The organism is Chroococcidiopsis thermalis PCC 7203, from assembly GCF_000317125.1.
GTDB classification, from domain to species: domain Bacteria; phylum Cyanobacteriota; class Cyanobacteriia; order Cyanobacteriales; family Chroococcidiopsidaceae; genus Chroococcidiopsis; species Chroococcidiopsis thermalis.
The window spans coordinates 1739666-1755472 of sequence record NC_019695.1; the positions used below are offsets into that span (position 1 = coordinate 1739666).

15 protein-coding genes, 2 pseudogenes and 1 riboswitch are annotated in these 15807 nt (G+C 44.0%); of the genes and pseudogenes, 11 read left to right on the forward strand and 6 right to left on the reverse strand.

The features are described 5' to 3' along the window. The first annotated feature begins 201 nt into the window (after positions 1-201). Positions 202-813: a hypothetical protein gene (locus CHRO_RS07700; RefSeq protein ID WP_015153640.1), complete on the forward strand. Its 612-nt coding sequence runs from the start codon at positions 202-204 to the stop codon at positions 811-813. Positions 814-846: 33 nt separating this feature from the next. Here the strand turns inward: CHRO_RS07700 and CHRO_RS07705 are convergent, their stop codons facing one another. After that, entirely contained in the window at positions 847-1134 is a 288-nt protein-coding gene (locus CHRO_RS07705) for an antibiotic biosynthesis monooxygenase family protein (protein WP_015153641.1), read from the reverse strand. Positions 1135-1227: 93 nt separating this feature from the next. Between CHRO_RS07705 and CHRO_RS07710 the strand changes: the two genes are divergently transcribed. The 3 genes from CHRO_RS07710 (at position 1228) to CHRO_RS07720 (ending at position 4254) form a co-directional block, all read left to right on the forward strand. Further along, the gene (locus CHRO_RS07710; RefSeq protein ID WP_015153642.1) at positions 1228-2013 is read left to right on the forward strand and encodes a transglutaminase domain-containing protein; all 786 of its coding nucleotides are present in this window, start codon (positions 1228-1230) and stop codon (positions 2011-2013) included. A 26-nt stretch (positions 2014-2039) separates the two neighbouring features. Continuing rightward, positions 2040-2813, forward strand: a complete 774-nt coding sequence (locus tag CHRO_RS07715) for a DUF1350 family protein (RefSeq protein WP_015153643.1) — start codon at positions 2040-2042, stop codon at positions 2811-2813. Between the two features lie 655 nt (positions 2814-3468). Further along, on the forward strand, positions 3469-4254 hold the full coding sequence (locus CHRO_RS07720; protein WP_015153644.1) for a methyltransferase domain-containing protein: 786 nt from the start codon (positions 3469-3471) through the stop codon (positions 4252-4254). A gap of 82 nt (positions 4255-4336) precedes the next feature. Here CHRO_RS07720 and CHRO_RS30330 read toward each other — a convergent pair whose 3' ends face one another. Continuing rightward, the gene (locus CHRO_RS30330; protein ID WP_015153645.1) at positions 4337-4471 is read right to left on the reverse strand and encodes an SDR family NAD(P)-dependent oxidoreductase; all 135 of its coding nucleotides are present in this window, start codon (positions 4469-4471) and stop codon (positions 4337-4339) included. Between the two features lie 74 nt (positions 4472-4545). Next, the gene (locus CHRO_RS07725; protein WP_015153646.1) at positions 4546-5163 is read right to left on the reverse strand and encodes a universal stress protein; all 618 of its coding nucleotides are present in this window, start codon (positions 5161-5163) and stop codon (positions 4546-4548) included. Between the two features lie 18 nt (positions 5164-5181). Here CHRO_RS07725 and CHRO_RS31805 point away from each other — a divergent pair, with 18 nt between their 5' ends. Further along, positions 5182-5346, forward strand: coding sequence for a hypothetical protein (locus tag CHRO_RS31805; RefSeq protein WP_181824292.1), 165 nt, complete (start codon positions 5182-5184; stop codon positions 5344-5346). Here the strand turns inward: CHRO_RS31805 and CHRO_RS07730 are convergent. Both CHRO_RS07730 and CHRO_RS07735 read right to left on the reverse strand, forming a co-directional pair. Then, positions 5308-5658: pseudogene (locus tag CHRO_RS07730) on the reverse strand (ABC transporter ATP-binding protein); the annotation flags it as partial. The gene CHRO_RS31805 and the pseudogene CHRO_RS07730 sit on opposite strands and share 39 nt — an antisense overlap. Before the next feature lie 2 nt (positions 5659-5660). Then, positions 5661-6407: pseudogene (locus CHRO_RS07735) on the reverse strand (ArsB/NhaD family transporter); the annotation flags it as partial. 371 nt (positions 6408-6778) lie between these two features. Further along, a riboswitch (cyclic di-AMP (ydaO/yuaA leader) is annotated at positions 6779-6959 on the reverse strand. A 334-nt stretch (positions 6960-7293) separates the two neighbouring features. Between CHRO_RS07735 and CHRO_RS07740 the strand changes: the two are divergent. Together CHRO_RS07740 and CHRO_RS07745 are read left to right on the forward strand one after the other, a co-directional pair. Further along, positions 7294-8484, forward strand: coding sequence for a sensor histidine kinase (locus CHRO_RS07740; RefSeq protein ID WP_015153647.1), 1191 nt, complete (start codon positions 7294-7296; stop codon positions 8482-8484). A gap of 347 nt (positions 8485-8831) precedes the next feature. Next, positions 8832-9416 carry a hypothetical protein gene (locus CHRO_RS07745; RefSeq protein WP_015153648.1) on the forward strand — a complete coding sequence of 195 codons (585 nt, stop codon included), beginning with the start codon at positions 8832-8834 and terminating at the stop codon, positions 9414-9416. 48 nt (positions 9417-9464) lie between these two features. On the opposite strand, the gene CHRO_RS07750 is transcribed toward CHRO_RS07745, so the two are convergent. Beyond that, positions 9465-9944, reverse strand: coding sequence for a hypothetical protein (locus CHRO_RS07750; RefSeq protein ID WP_015153649.1), 480 nt, complete (start codon positions 9942-9944; stop codon positions 9465-9467). Positions 9945-10248: 304 nt separating this feature from the next. On the opposite strand from CHRO_RS07750, the gene CHRO_RS07755 reads away from it, so the two are divergent. The 4 genes from CHRO_RS07755 to CHRO_RS07765 all read left to right on the forward strand — a co-directional run bounded on the left by CHRO_RS07755 (position 10249) and on the right by CHRO_RS07765 (position 15743). After that, positions 10249-12504, forward strand: coding sequence for a VWA domain-containing protein (locus tag CHRO_RS07755; protein WP_015153650.1), 2256 nt, complete (start codon positions 10249-10251; stop codon positions 12502-12504). Then, the gene (locus CHRO_RS31810; RefSeq protein ID WP_181824293.1) at positions 12488-12673 is read left to right on the forward strand and encodes a hypothetical protein; all 186 of its coding nucleotides are present in this window, start codon (positions 12488-12490) and stop codon (positions 12671-12673) included. Before CHRO_RS07755 ends, CHRO_RS31810 begins: the two co-directional genes overlap by 17 nt. 66 nt (positions 12674-12739) lie before the next feature. After that, the gene (locus tag CHRO_RS07760) at positions 12740-14518 is read left to right on the forward strand and encodes an Nramp family divalent metal transporter (protein WP_015153651.1); all 1779 of its coding nucleotides are present in this window, start codon (positions 12740-12742) and stop codon (positions 14516-14518) included. A 67-nt stretch (positions 14519-14585) separates the two neighbouring features. Further along, on the forward strand, positions 14586-15743 hold the full coding sequence (locus CHRO_RS07765) for a PstS family phosphate ABC transporter substrate-binding protein (protein WP_015153652.1): 1158 nt from the start codon (positions 14586-14588) through the stop codon (positions 15741-15743). The last annotated feature ends 64 nt before the right edge of the window (positions 15744-15807 follow it).

Here is a 15807-nt window from a genome sequence, read left to right on the forward strand (position 1 = left end):
TTTTATAAAAGATAGGCATAACCTACTCTACATTACTAGTCTTTTTTTTGAAATAATCCTTCTCAAGATAGAGGAATAGCATGAAAGAGATCCCTTCTGGGGATAGAGTGACTCGTTTGATTTCAGGGATTATGCTGATTTTGTCTAAACTCAAGTATCAAATAAAACATTAGATAACTTGAAAGGAGTTTTATTGAAATCATGTCTAATCTAAACCCAGGTAATAGCTATAACCGTGAAGTGCGTCAAGAGTCTTATCAAGATGCTAACGGTAACACCCATGTTAATGTGACAAAGACAACTGAATCTAATGATTCTTATCAGCATGGCTACGTACACGGTCGAGTTGCAGAGCGCAGCACTCAAGAGAGAGCATCAACTGTAAGAGATAATGAAAATGCGGCACGAGGTCTGCTTTTGGGAATTCTGCTGACAACAATTGCAGCTTTGAGTGCGGGAGTCATTTGGTATTTGAATCAATCTCCTCAAGCATCTACATCGACACCACAACCCGTTCTCGTTCCCGTACCTAGCGACAAACCAAACACAGAATCTTCTACGGTCGATCGCAGTTCGGAAAAACAAACAATTATTGAGAGAATTAAGGAAGTACCAGTTCCAGTTCTGCAACCCCCAGCATCTACTCCACAGCAGAACGAAAATATGACAACTCCCGCTCCTACACAGCCTGAAACTGAAGCTGAAACAACTCAACCTCAACAGAATAACAGTGCTACTACCGAATCTCAAACACCATCTGCTGAGGGTACGTTAGGTCAAGATACAACTACAAGCGAAAGTTCTTCTCAGTAGACAATAGTAAGGTGGGCAATGCCCACCCCACGGTTAAATTTTTTCAAAATGTTCGACTACTGGAAATGGATCGTAAAAGTGGTGTAATAGTTTTTTCCATTGTTGATATTCAGGAGACTTTCTAAATTCAACTGTATGAGCTTCTAAAGTCTTCCACTTAACAAGTAATAAATATTTTCCTTTAATTTCTATACATTTATGTAATTCGTGGGATGAATACCCATTCATAGCCGAAATAATTCTGGAAGCCTGTTTGAAAGTTGCTTCAAAATCGCTTTCCATTCCCAACTTGACACTCAGCATTACTGCCTCAAGAATCATAAAATACCTCCCAGGAAACTAGCTAATAATACAGTTTTTGTACTAAATAGCATATATGTAAATACTTATAAACTAAGTCAAGAGGAGGTAAGAATGCGGCTGATTGCAGGGTGTCAAATTACATATGAAGTCAACGCGCCAACTCCACTCATTTTCATGCTTAGACCTCGCAGTGGATTGGGACAATGGGTGATGCGAGAGGAATACATCATCGAACCCAGCGCACAAGTTATAGAGTATACCGATAGTTATGGTAATTTGTGTCAGCGGATGGTAGCGCCTCCAGGTTCATTTCAGGTACAAACTACAGCTGAAGTAGACACCGCAGATAAAATTGATACTCAACCAGGCGCGCCGTATGTGTTGGTACAGGATTTACCGGAAAGTACGCTGCAATTTCTGTTACCCAGTCGCTATTGTCAAGCAGATTGCTTGGGAAATCTAGCAAATGAGATTGCTGGCAATGCTGCACCTGGATACGATCAAGTAGAGGCGATTCGCAGTTGGATTCAGCAAAATATAGAATATCGCTACGGTACGAGCGATGCTTCTACTTCTGCTGTGGATACAGCCGAGCAAAAAGTAGGGGTCTGTCGCGATTTTACCCATTTGGGTATCGCCTTAAGCCGCAGTTTGAATATTCCGGCGCGGATGGTAGTAGGATATCTTTACGAGTTAGATCCGATGGATCTGCACGCATGGTTTGAAGCGTTTGTAGGTGGACGTTGGTATACGTTTGATGCTACCCAAAAAGAACCAAGGGGTAATAGAATTGCGATCGCCTACGGACGAGATGCGGCTGATGTTGCCTTAGTTACCCAATTTGGTGCAGTACAATTGAAGAATATGAAAGTTTGGGTAGATAAAGCTAATACCTAAAACCCTACTCCCCACTCCCTAAGCTCATGGAATGGAAAGAAATTGCTGGGAACTGGGTTTTAGTTCCCCATAAGCAAATCGGGATCGTGCATTTTTTAGGCGGTGCGTTTGTCGCCACTGCACCTCAATTGACGTATCGCTGGCTCTTAGAACAACTCGCTGAGGAAAATTACGTTGTCGTTGCTACGCCGTTTGTCAACACTCTAGATCATACCGCGATCGCCCGCTCGGTACTGAATGGGTTTGAAAATGCGATCGGACAACTTTACGCTAAATCCCTCCTGCGCAGCCGCTATTTACCAATTTACGGCGTGGGGCATAGTATGGGGTGTAAACTCCATCTATTGATTGGCAGTCTGTTCAATGTCGAACGCGCTGGTAATATCCTCATTTCTTTCAATAATTATGCGGCGCGAGATGCTATCCCCTTGGTACAGCAGTTGAATTTTAATCCGGGCTTCTCTGTCGAGTTTACCCCTTCTCCTCTGGAAACCAATACTCTGTTGCAAACTCGTTACGAGGTTCGCCGCAACTTAGCGATCAAGTTTACCAATGACACGATCGATCAGTCTGAAGCTTTGGTGAAGTTGCTGCATCAACGCTTTCCTGGGATGGTGACATTAAAAACCCTCAGCGGTACTCATACCACGCCTTTAAGTCAAGACCTACAATGGCAAACTGGTTCTAACTTTACACCTCTCGATGCAGTAGGACAGTGGTTTAAGCAAGAGTTTTCTCGCGATTTAAGACAGCTAAGACAAACAATCGTACAGTGGCTTAATCCCGTTTCTATGTTGTGATGGCGATCGAGCGTGTAGAAATACTATAGATTCGATCGCGCCTCTGTTGCATACATATAAAGTCAGTTAAATTCAGCTTTTTTAACCACGTATAAAATTATTGTCTATACTTAATTGTGTTTCCACCTAGCGACAGAGGAATTAAAGTTATGCAGTTCTTAACTTATTAACATATAGGCAAATTGCTTCTACATTACAGCAGTATTTATCTCTAAACCAGCGCACAGATATGCAAATTTTACTTACGCCACCATAATAGTAATTTTATAAGTTGGAATAACTCTAGTCATATATACCTGACATACAGAGTTAAAAATGTTGTGAATTGATATATTACCTAAGCTCGATCGCACAAGATTTGTAGCTATAGAATTGCACTCTACAATACGAATCTAAGCTAACTCAGAGCTTTGCAACTCACACGAATAGAGTTGACTTGTCAGCCTATCAATTTTAAGTTTCAAGTACATTATTGCTGATATAGCAATCCTATTTGATTCATGAACGTGGAGTAGGCTTCTAGCCTGCGGCAGGCTAGAAGCCTACTTTAAAAATCATTTAGAACTGCTATAGATACATTCTTTAACATCGCTGGGTTTCTGATATTAGCGATCTAGAAGTATAGCCATTTTAACCAGGTATAAGGAGATGGATTGTGAGCCAATTTGATAGTATTGGACAGCTTTTTCCGCCTAAGACAAAAGGTTTTTCTGAGCAGCTCAAGAAAATATTTAATAATGGAAAACAACTGCTACCAAAGAGTTTTAAGCAATCTGCCAAGCAAGCATTAAAACCTTTATTTATGCTCAAAACAAGAGTAGAGCTACTACAGGTAGGCGTGCAGCCTTTAGCAGAAAACTGGTGTGAGAGAGGAGATAGCGCTCATCGCGTTTATTTAGATTGGTATTTACAAAAATTCACGGCAGATATTAAAGGTCATTGCCTAGAATTTCAAGACGATACTTATACATCTCGTTTTAGGGATCGGATTACCAAGCTAGATGTTTTAAACAAGGATTATATTCCAAATGCAACTATTGTTGCCGATTTAACTCAACCAAACGATCTACCTAGTAATACTTATGACTGTATCATTTGTACGTATGTCTTACACATAATTGCAGAACCAGAAAAAATCGTTTCAGAAATGCATCGTATTTTGAAGCCAGGGGGTGTATTACTGATTGCCGTACCGAATATTACAATCAATTATCCTGCCTATCCCGAATACTGGCGCTTTACAGCTCGCGGTTTGCACTACATCTTAGCTAAATCTTTTCTTGCCGAACAGATCGACATACAAACTTATGGAAATTCTCTTGTAGCTGCTGGAGAACTCCGAGGCATGGTAGCTTATGATTTTGCTAAGGCGAAATTGGAATATAACGATCCGCGTTTCCCACTGATTGTGTGTGGGAGGGCAGTCAAATCAGAGCAATAATATAGAGAGCGGATGCGATCGCCACAAGTAAGATTACCATTCTATCGGTTGGCGATCGCGGAAAAAGCTGCTCGTAGGTCCATCATCCGCTAAAGTTGCCAGCCACGCAATTGGTTAGAATAATTTTAATATTTTGTTTTGCTAATTGACGGCAAGTTTCTAAACCCAAACCGCGATTTGCTCCCGTCACGATCGCAACTTTTTTAACTTCGCTCATGTTTTTCTATCCTATAAAGTTTCAAAAGTATCTTAAAAAGATATTAGACTTCTGGCTAGATAAATTTTATTCATTTATTCAGAAATTCCTAATATCGCACAAGGAAGACTTGGATCTAGTTGCCGAATGACTAAACTATTTTGAGAATGACAACCTAATAGCATTATGTCTGCTGTTTCAGTCTCTACAATATTTTTGAGTTCCGTAGCTAAAGAACCAAATCGTAGATGAGCCACAAACGTACCTTTCCATGCTTCAGCTAAACATCGCGCTCGCCATAAAATTTCGTCTGCTTGTGCTAACAAAATTGTTTTAGATTTGGTTGCGAGTGCCTGAGTTCCAGAGAGAGTGGCGACAGGTGTAGATTTCTTTTGTCCCCGACGAAAAGCTTTTGAGGAACTGGAGCTATAAATTTTGGTCAGTAACTCTATTTGTACTTCATCTAAGACATAAACAACGTGAATTGTGACTTGGTTTTGAGTCGCCAAGCGAGTTTGATGAGCAATTAATAAAGCTAGATCTAACGCTGCTTGGCTGTCAGGAGAACCGTCATAACCGACAACTAAATTTAGCGATCGCTCGGATGTATTATTCTGAGTTTGATATCCAGTTGGCATCCGCAAAATCAAGTTGTGTACGTCTTGACTACCTAGAGCATTTTGCAGCCGCGCCAGAATGGGTTTGAGGTTCACAGTTTTTCCTTTGGGTAAGTGGGAGACAAGGGGAACAAAGGAGAGGGGGGGACAAGGGAGACAAGGGGGACAAGGAAGAAGCTAAATCAATATACATTCTTCTATCTTCTGACTCCTGACTTCTGGCTCCTGACTTCTAATAAATTATTCGTCTTGGGTGAAATAGCGATCGAGAAAATCTAAGGCGCGATCGCGCAGTTCCACGTATTCTGTTGAATGTCGCATGGCATGGCGATCGCGGGGGTGAGGAAAGGGAACGTCGATGATTTCACCAATTTTAGCGTTGGGACCATTTGTCATCAAAACAATGCGATCGGACATATAAATTGCCTCTTCTACGTCATGAGTAATCATCATCACCGCCTGTCGCTGATGTTCCCAAATATCTAAGACTTGTCTTTGTAATTTTCCGCGAGTGAGAGCATCTAATGCTCCGAAAGGTTCGTCCATTAGTAGCATTTTTGGACGAGTCGCTAAAGCTCGGGCAATTCCTACTCAGGAGAAATTGGAATTGGTAACATTTCCCCAATAACAAAGAATGTTAAAACACCAGCAATCAAAACAATCCCTAATGTTAAAACTTGAGGATGATTAATTTTTGGATGGGGAAGATGTTCTAAATCTTCTAAATCTTTATGCCAAATTTTACGAAATAGAAATGGTAGCATTGCAACCACAGTAATAACTGCAATAACTCCACCTAAACTGAGGCGCGCGAGGTAATCAATAAAGCTGACGTTTACGGCATCTCCGACAATAAATGTAGCTGGATCTCCTACCAATGTTAGTAATCCGGCACTGTTGGCTACGAATACCATTAAGATGAGTAGTGGTACAAAGTTTACCCCTACTTCCTCTGCAATCGGAGGAATCAGCGGTGCTAGTAACATAACTGTTGTAGCATTGGGCAAAAAAGCGCAAATTGGAGTTGTAATTGCCACAATTCCCAGTAGCAAGCGCTTGCCTTGTCCTTTAGCTAAAATCACAATTTGGGTGGCTAAATAATCAAAAACTTTTGTAGGTTCAAAAGCTCGTACCAACACCATTACGCCAAAAAACAAAGCAATGGTAGAGTAGCTATTACCAATATATCCAATTGCTTCATTTAGCGTTAACACATTTGTAAAAACAAGAATTAATGCTCCTAAAAATGCCGCGATAGTCAAGTGTATCCATTCTGTCATCACGAAAAAGATGACACTAAGGAAAGTAATAGTGCTAGCGATCGCCTGCCAGTTTTCCATATTATTACTACTGGTTTGATTATTAATTATTCTAACCAAAGTTATAGAGCTTTACATCCATACAAAACTCTACTAATGCGCTTGATATTTATTGGTAGTTAGCTACATACGGCTAAGGTAATGAAGCGATCGCATCTGTTTGTGACTCCGCAACTATAGCAGTTCTATTTGATGCTTGAAATTCAAGCATAGTAGAGTGGGCGTTGCGTGCCTGACAATTTTTCAAGGCGAATTGCTTTATTTTTACCAGTGATTTTTGTGGGATTTTCATCTGCTATTTTTCAGTCTCTTCAAGTGCAGGTACAACAGGCTTAACAGTACGAGCCTTGGAAGCTGAACCAAGCAGAACATTATTGATAATGTTGCTTATTTCAGTCTCCTCTCAACGCCTACGGAGTTAGCTGACGGGCTAGAACTGAGAGATGTTCTTCTTGTCAAGGATGAATTATGAAGATCTGAACTCGATACTCGTTCTTGCTAATTCATCTTTAAACCAGATAAGCCCCAGATTTTGGTTCCTCCGCTCCAGTTTTACTAAAGTCTTGAACTCCTCAACACAGACACCACTGGATTAGGCTAACTGTTTTCAAACTATTGAAGAGAAATTTAACATTCTTACTCAAATTCGTCAAATTATTCCGGGTAGCGTGCAATTTTTGCAGACAATTACAATAACATCAAGCCAAAATTTTCAGCAGGGGAATCGAGCCGCTATTAGTGTCGAAAAGCTTTTCAGCTATCTCTACGGGGCAGAAATGCGGACGAACCACTGGCGAAGTACCATAGCATTGCTTACCGAAGTATCGAACGATAGAGTGGTTCCACCATCTGGCAGGTTCCTATAAACTGAAGATTGCCATGCCTATCTCTATGCGTGCTTGAAGTGATGCAAGATTTCAGTCAACTGCTGCTCGATCGAAGCGATACGATTTTGAAGGACTGGATTGCTGCCATTCGTGCAGATGACCAAATTGAAACAGCTAACGAACTGCCGTACAAGTCTTTGCAAGACAGCATACCGCGCGTAATTCAAGCGATGGCAACAGTGCTTTCTCAATCACAAGATAGCGATTTGAAGACACTAGTAGAGGTGAGTTTAGAACACGGTGTCATTAGGGCAGAACAAGGATTTGAGGCTGGGGAAATTGCCCGAGAGTATCGAATTCTGCGTCATGTTATCTTCTCTACCATTGAGACAAGCTTGCAGACAAGCTCAGCGTTAGAGGTGATTCGTGCTTTTCGGTTAATTGATACTGTCATTGATGAAGCGATCGCCCGCTGCTTTAAAAGCTACACCGAACAACGATTGGCAGAACTACAACAGCTACAAAGTCAACTGACACTCAACAATCAGGAATTAACGCGGCTGGTGCGGGCAAATCGCGAAAACCTTTCTCATCTCGCCCACGAACTGAAAACTCCTTTGACTTCGATCATTGGCTATGCCGATTTATTTTTGCGCCTACAGCGGAAAGACAGAGTTGAGGTAAAAGATAGCTACGCCAATATAGAACATATCGAACAGGTGTTAAGCGGTGGTAGGCATTTATTACACTTGATTAACGATGCTTTAGAAATCTCGCGATACGAAGCAGGGCAAATGCAACTCCAGCCTGCAATAGTCGAGATTCGCGAGCTAACAAGCGATCTTGTTGCTATGATGCAGCCTGCGGCACAAGCCAAGGAACTCAAATTGAGCCTCGATTTAGATTCAGCCCCAAAAGAAGTTGTCACGGATTCGTTACGATTGCAGCAAATTGTGACGAATCTGATTAGTAATGCGATTCGCTACACGCTAGATGGAAAGATTTCGGTGAAATGTTGGACGATCGATCGCGAACGATGGGCGATCGCAGTTGCCGATACAGGCGTAGGAATTGCGCCAGAAGCACAGCAGCGCGTGTTTGAACCCTATTTTCAAGCCGGAACGATCGCCATACCCAACAGCACGGGTTTGGGGCTGGCGATCGTTTCGCGCTTAGTCAAGCTGTTGCAGGGAAAGATTGAATTAGCCTCTGAGGTTGGAGTTGGTTCGACATTTACAGTGACTTTTCCGCTCAAAGTTAAAACAAAATAATATTCCGCGATCGGCTATTTGTAATTTATTATTTTTGACTGTTAAGCTAAAATCATCTTATTTTAATTATTCTTAATTAAGAAATATTAGACAATTGCTAAAACTTTCTATTGTTGAGCCAATTTTTCTCAGAATTTTCTAAATTAATAATTGCGATCGCTTAGCAGAAATAGGCAAAAGTATTTATGCCGTTCTGAGTGTAACTACAGAAGAAATGAAGCTACATAGTTAAAGCGAACCGTTATTTAATTATGGGTGTAGCTATTAAAGTATGCTCTAATCGCCTTAAGTATAGAGCATATTTTAATTGACTAGGTTGCTATAAAAAAGCATGAGGAACTCGAAAAATGAAACTTGACCGTCGTTATTTATCTTTTGGACTCGTCTTACTATTGCAAACAATCTGGCTGGCTCCAGCAGGCTCGGAACCACTAAAACTGCGAAACTCAGAACTAAAATTAGAGCGATCGCAAATGCTCGTAGCGAAAAAGCTAACATTAGCGTCAGGAACTAAACTGCAATTAGAACTAGCTGAAGAACTTAGCTCAAAGACAGCACAAGAGGGAGATATTGTTGTTTACTATGCAGCAACAAATGTCCTCTCACCAACCAAAGAAATTTTGATTAAAAAAGGAGCGCGAGCGACTGGAAAAGTTACTGAAGCAAAACGCGCTCGCATGTTTGGTAAAAAAGGACAATTAAACTTTACTGTGGAAGAAATTGAAGCAGTGGATGGTACTAAAATTCCGTTGCGATCGACTGTGGAGAAAAATGGTAAAGGTCGGGGTGCAACTATGGTAGCTGTGGCAGCACTTGTCAGCGTATTTGGCGTATTTATTAAAGGCAAAAATATCACCGTAAAACCAGGCACGTTGGTAGAAGCCTATGTAGATTATGACACGGTAGTTGAGACAGCCAGTCGCGCGCTATAAGGAAGTAACAGTAGATTCGTGGGGTGCGTTGATAACGCACCCTACCAGCTATTGTATCCAACCCCAGCTTTTGCTTTGTCCTGTAAATAGAGTCGAGCGATCGCTGTTATTTTGAGCCAAGTTCAAACTCAGGTTATGAATAGCTTGTTGATCGGACTTGACTTCTAGCAGTTTCATAAATACATTAAACTCTTGCTGATAACTTGGTTTTTCTAAAATTCTCTGATATACAGTTCTTAATTCCTTTTCAATAATTTGTTGAGCCTTAGCATCATCTTTAATTGGCTCTAACTGTACTTGAATTGATTTAAGTTCCTTTCGCAATACTTGCGTTTCTTCAGAAACAGGTAATCGACTCAGCATATTAGATAGCTTAATTTGAGCCTGTTTCGCCAATGACTTGCTTTGAGTTTGTTGATATTGGACTTTAGGGAGATTAGCAGCGTTTGAGTTAGCTGAATTTGGAACTTCTGTTACGGGTGTAAACAGTGTCAAGCCAGAAAAGAAAACTCCACATACAATACACATAATATGATTTTTACCTATTAGATTAGCGGATTAAGTATATACGTACATAGTTTACCGAGCGAATTCATTTTGTAGGTAAAGAATGCGCAAAGACAGGCAAAAAAATATTAAAAATCAATTAATTCTTGTGAGATTTCACGCATGTTTATGCAAGCTTTATAAAGTATTGAAATTATGAGAATATCGTTTGACTGACAAATAGAAGGGCGATCGCTCTCCGAACCGTTAACTGTCAACTGTCATATTTTCAGTAAGGGACAAAGAATTGATATGCTAGAAGGCTGGAAGCTCAAAGATTGAAACCATGCCTGCGTCGTCTACTGCAACCGTTACCAGTTTTCCCTTAACTGCTGTCGTGGGACAAGAAGCCATTAAAATAGCCCTGCTGCTAGCAGCCGTCGATCCTGGTTTGGGAGGAGTCGCGATCGCAGGTCGTCGCGGTACGGCAAAATCAGTCATGGCGCGGGCAATTCATACCCTTTTACCGCCGATTGAAGTTGTTAAAGGTTCTTTTTGTAACTGCGATCCCAATCGCCCTGAAGAATGGGACGACGAACTAAGTAGAGACGTTACATGTAACGTCTCTACAGAGGGTAACGTCTCTACAGAGGGTAACGTCCCTACAGAAGTGATTCCCGCACCATTCATACAAATTCCTTTAGGCGTGACAGAAGACCGACTTTTAGGTTCGGTGGATGTAGAACAATCGGTCAAACAGGGAGAAACCGTATTTCAACCAGGACTGCTGGCACTTGCCCATCGTGGCGTGTTGTATGTCGATGAAATTAACTTACTCGACGACAGTATTAGCAACCAACTGCTGACGGTTTTAACCGAGGGACGCAACCAAATCGAACGGGAAGGAATTAGTTTTGGGCATCCCTGTCAGCCTTTATTTATCGCTACGTATAACCCAGAAGAAGGAGCGTTACGGGAACACCTGCTCGATCGCATCGCGATCGCTCTTTCTGCGGATGGCGTGCTAGGTCTAGACGAACGAGTACAAGCAGTAGAACAGGCGATCGCTTACACCACCTCACCGCAGCAGTTTCTCCAGCAATACGCCGAAGATCTCGACAATCTCAAAACTCAAATTATCTTGGCGCGAGAGTGGCTCAAAGACGTACAAATTACCCACGAGCAAATTGCCTATTTAGTCGATGAAGCGGTACGCGCTAGAGTCCAGGGACACCGCGCCGAACTCTACGCCGTGCGAGTCGCCAAAGCCGCCGCCGCTTTAGAAGGCAGAACCACAGTTACAGCCGAAGATCTTCGTCGCGCCGTAGAATTAGTCATCGTCCCGAGAGCAACAGTCGTACAAACTCCACCCGAAGCACCACCCCCACCACCTCCACCACCCCAAAACCAAGACGAACCCGAAGATGAGTCTAACCAGGAACAGGAGGAGCAGGAAGAGAAGGACGAACAGGAAGAACCTGAAAACGAGCAAACACCGCCCAACATTCCTGAAGAATTTGTCTTTGATGCCGAAGGTGTAATTCTCGACGACAGCGTGCTTTATTTCGCACAGATGGCACAGCGGCGGGGGAAGTCCGGCAGTCGCAGTTTAATTTTCTCCGAAGATCGGGGACGATACGTCAAACCGATGTTACCCAAAGGTCCCGTGCGACGAATTGCAGTAGATGCCACGTTAAGAGCAGCTGCACCTTATCAGAAGGCACGGCGGGAGAGGCAGGGAGCAGGGAGCCTGGGAGTGCAGGGAGTAGAGACAAGGGAGACAAGGGAGACAAGGGAGACAAGGGAGACAAGGGAGACAAGGGAGACAAGGGAGACAAGGGAGACAAGGGAGACAAGGGAGACAAGGGAGACAAGGGAGACAAGGGAGACAAGGGAGCAACTACCAACTACCAATTACCCATTACCAATTACCAATTACCCACAAAAAAGAGTTTTTGTCGAGCAGGGAGATATCCGCTCGAAGCGACTCGTCCGCAAAGCGGGAGCATTGATCGTGTTTGTGGTTGATGCTTCTGGCTCGATGGCGTTGAATCGGATGCAATCAGCTAAGGGGGCAGTTTTTCAGCTCTTGACAGAAGCGTATGAAAATCGCGACCAAGTGGCGTTGATCCCGTTTCGTGGCGAACAGGCAGAGGTGTTGTTGCCTCCTACCCGTTCGATCGCTTTGGCGCGTAAACGATTGGAGTTGTTGCCTTGTGGTGGCGGTTCGCCCCTAGCGCATGGTTTAACACAAGCGGTACGGGTGGGTATGAATGCTCAAATGGCGGGAGATATCGGACAAGTGGTCGTTGTGGCAATTACCGACGGTCGAGGAAATATACCTTTGGCGCGATCGCTAGGCGAACCTTTACCAGAGGGAGAAAAGCCCGATATCAAGAAAGAACTACTGGAAATCGCCGCTAGAATTCGCGGATTGGGAATACAGCTGTTAGTCATCGATACTGAAAATAAATTTATCTCTACAGGTTTTGCTAAAGAACTAGCTCAAACTGCGGGAGGAAAATACTACCACCTACCAAAAGCTACTGACTCCGCGATCGCTGGTGTTGCTAAAAGTGCAATTAATGCGATTAGGGGTTAGGGAGTCGGGACAAGGGGGACAAGGGGGAACTCGCTCTTCCCCACGACCGAAGGGAGTGGGGATTAGGGGGCGAAGGGGGACAAGGAAGAAGAATTTTACCAACTACCAATTACCCATTACCAAATCACCAATTCCGAATTCCGAATTCTCTCCACTCACTTTTAACTAGATTTAACTTCTATCTGCTAGCAATCCAGATATATTAAGAGGATTGTGTAGCTATTTGTGGCTGCTTATGGATAAAGTACGCGACCCAGCTACCAAGTATGCCATATATGTAGCTACGGCAGTCTTGGTACTGGGTTTTATCATTACGCTCGTTCGCAACGGAATACAAATTCTGGCTGATGCCACTTTCTGGTTGGGTTTGTATGGCTGGTTGGCTGCCGGGATCGTTATCGGCTATTTAGTTTATCTGGGATTGCGAATTTTAGGATGGCGCTCTTCGGAGGAGGCGGAGCCAAATGTAGTGGATACCTCAGGGGTTATCTATAGAGCGATCGCTCCAACCGCAACTGAAAGAGGAACTGAGGCAATCGCCACTCGTTCTAAAATCTCGGCGGGCGAACTTCCACCCTGGGAAGTTGCCGATCTCCCTGCACCGCCGCCATTTAGTTTTAATAATGCGATCGCTCTGATTGGACCTGGAGCAATTCTCTTGGGGACTTCGATTGGTAGCGGCGAATGGCTGCTGGGTCCAGCGGTGACGGCTCAGTACGGTGGTTTTATGTTGTGGATTGCCACGACTTCGATTATTCTCCAAGTCCTCATGAACATGGAGTTTATCCGCTACACCCTGTATACGGGCGAACCAATTTATACAGGTTTTATGCGGACTAAACCAGGACCCCGCTTCTGGGCAATTTTTTATTCTGTCCTGGCGTTTTTGCAACTAGGATGGCCTGGGTGGGCTTCTTCGGCGGCTACGGCTCTGACTGCGATGTTTGTCGGCGATATTCCTGGACCGGAACACGCAGAAACGATTAAAGCATTTGGTTTATTCTGGTTCCTATCTACAGTGGCGATCGTTGCTTTTGGAGCCAAAATTGAGCGGACGATGGAAGTCGTGCAATGGTTTTTTGTTGGGGCAATCCTCCTGTTCTTAATTGTCATTGCCCTGGGTTTTACTGCACCCGAGACGTGGGGTCGAGCGGCAATGGGTTTTCTCCGCTTCGGCACGATTCCCCCTAATGTTGATTGGCTGAAAGTGGGAGGCTTTGCGGCTTTTGCTGGTGCGGGAGGAGTCTTAAATGGAACGCTGAGTAACTGGTTTCGCGATAAGGGATTGGGCATGGGAGGCGTAGTGGGATACATTCCGGCACTGATTGGCGGTCGCCGTATGTCTCTGACTCCCACGGGTAAAGTCTTTCCCTTAACCACCGAAAACAAGAAGCGTTGGCGTGAATGGTGGAAGTATGCCATTACCGACCAATATGGTGTGTGGGTGCTGGGATGTTTCTTAGGAATGGGACTGCCAGCCTTGTTGACTTTGCAGTTTATTCCGCCTGGAACTCGCTTTGACAACCAATTTGCGATCGCCGTCTATCAAGCTCAATACCTATCGCGGGAAGATACCACTAGCATTATGTGGTTTATTACTCTGTTGGTAGGCTTTTGGATTCTCTACAGTACCCAACTTGGCATTACTGATGTTTTTGCGCGTATGGTGACAGATATGGTGTGGTCGGGCAGCAGCCACATTCGCGCTTGGCGAGGGGGAGATATTCGTTTTGTTTACTACAGCATCCTCTCTTTGTTTACTCTGTGGGGAGTTTTTATTCTCTTATCAGGGATCAAGCCCTTTTTCTTAATTCTCCTGAGTGCGAACATTGCTGGCTTAAATTTTGTCTTTCTAGGTTTGCACGCTCTCTATGTCAATCGCAAATTTCTCCCTGCCGAATTGCGATCGCCGCTATGGCGAGAGGCGATTGTTTTACTCTCAGTCGTGTTTTTCGGTTTTTTCTTCTGCCAAGCCTTACCGAGTATTATCGGACAGTTTACCCAAGGAGGATAATGTATCGTTCTTAACTAAGTAGTTGTCTACTCTATTAAGATCGATCCCTCACAAATTGGGAAACCTCATGAATCAAATCAGTTCTAATCGTCGGATTGTCTGTCCTCAATGCGGTTACGACGATAACCCTTTTACAGCTAACCACTGTTTGAATTGTAACTCTCGCCTCCGTAGTCAATCTGCTGATGGGGGCGATCGCGATTCTCTATCGAGGCGTAATAGCATTCCTTGGTCAGTCATACCTTTAGCAGGACTGCTATTAGTCACACTAGGGTTATTTGTTCTCTGGCGGAACAGTCAACCGCCAACGCCTCCCTCATCCCAACCACTAACATCTCAAGCTGATTTCCCGAGAGAATGGCAGCTCTATAACTCCTTGCGGGATGTCCCTGATGTTCCTGAAGGAGTTTTCCTCTATGGCGGCGCTATGGCTTCAGCTGCCTTACGTGCCAAGAATATACAAAGTGAAATTACCCGCGCCCATCCAAAATTTCGCCTGCTTTATACCGATCCGCTCAACGTCCCGCCCGACTCTGGCAAGGGCATTGAAATGACGGCTAATGGAGAAATTAGTTTCTCCGAGTCCTTTCGACCCATTCAGCAATCGGAATACAATATAGTGCGATCGCGCGGTTACACCCTCAAACAAGTTCCCGTAGCGCTAGGAGGTATTGCCTTCTACAGCCATCCTGGGGTGAAGTTATCTGGTATATCCTTGGGTCAAATCCAAGAGATTTACAGTGGCAAAATTACGAATTGGCGACAACTGGGAGGATCGAATCTACCAATTGTTCCCGTCAGTCAAGACCCCGATGCGAAAGCGTCTACGAGTTTTCTGTTGCAAGGAATGCCGAGTTCCCAACGGCGGTTTGGTAAAAATGTACAAATTGTCCGCGATACTACTAGTGCAATTCGCAAAGTTGCTGCAATACCGGGAGGCATCGGCTACGGCGCTCAGGCTTTAGTAGTCGGTCAACAGACAGTTGAGCCACTCAGTTTGGCAAAGGGGCGATCGCGTAACTACGTTCCAGCAGCCGCTCCCGATGGTACGGTGAACCAGCAAGCCCTGCTTGACGGTTCCTATCCACTGATTCGCCGGATCTTCGTAGTTTATCGCGAGGATGGCAGTTTAGATGAAGTGGCTGGAAGAGCTTACGCTAACCTGCTGCTATCCACAGAAGGTCAAAAACTCGTCGATCGAGCGGGTTATGTACCGATTCGGTGAGGAATGAGGCAAAGAAGTCGTAAGTCGTAAGTCGGGAATCAGGAGTCGGTGGTCACTGGTCACT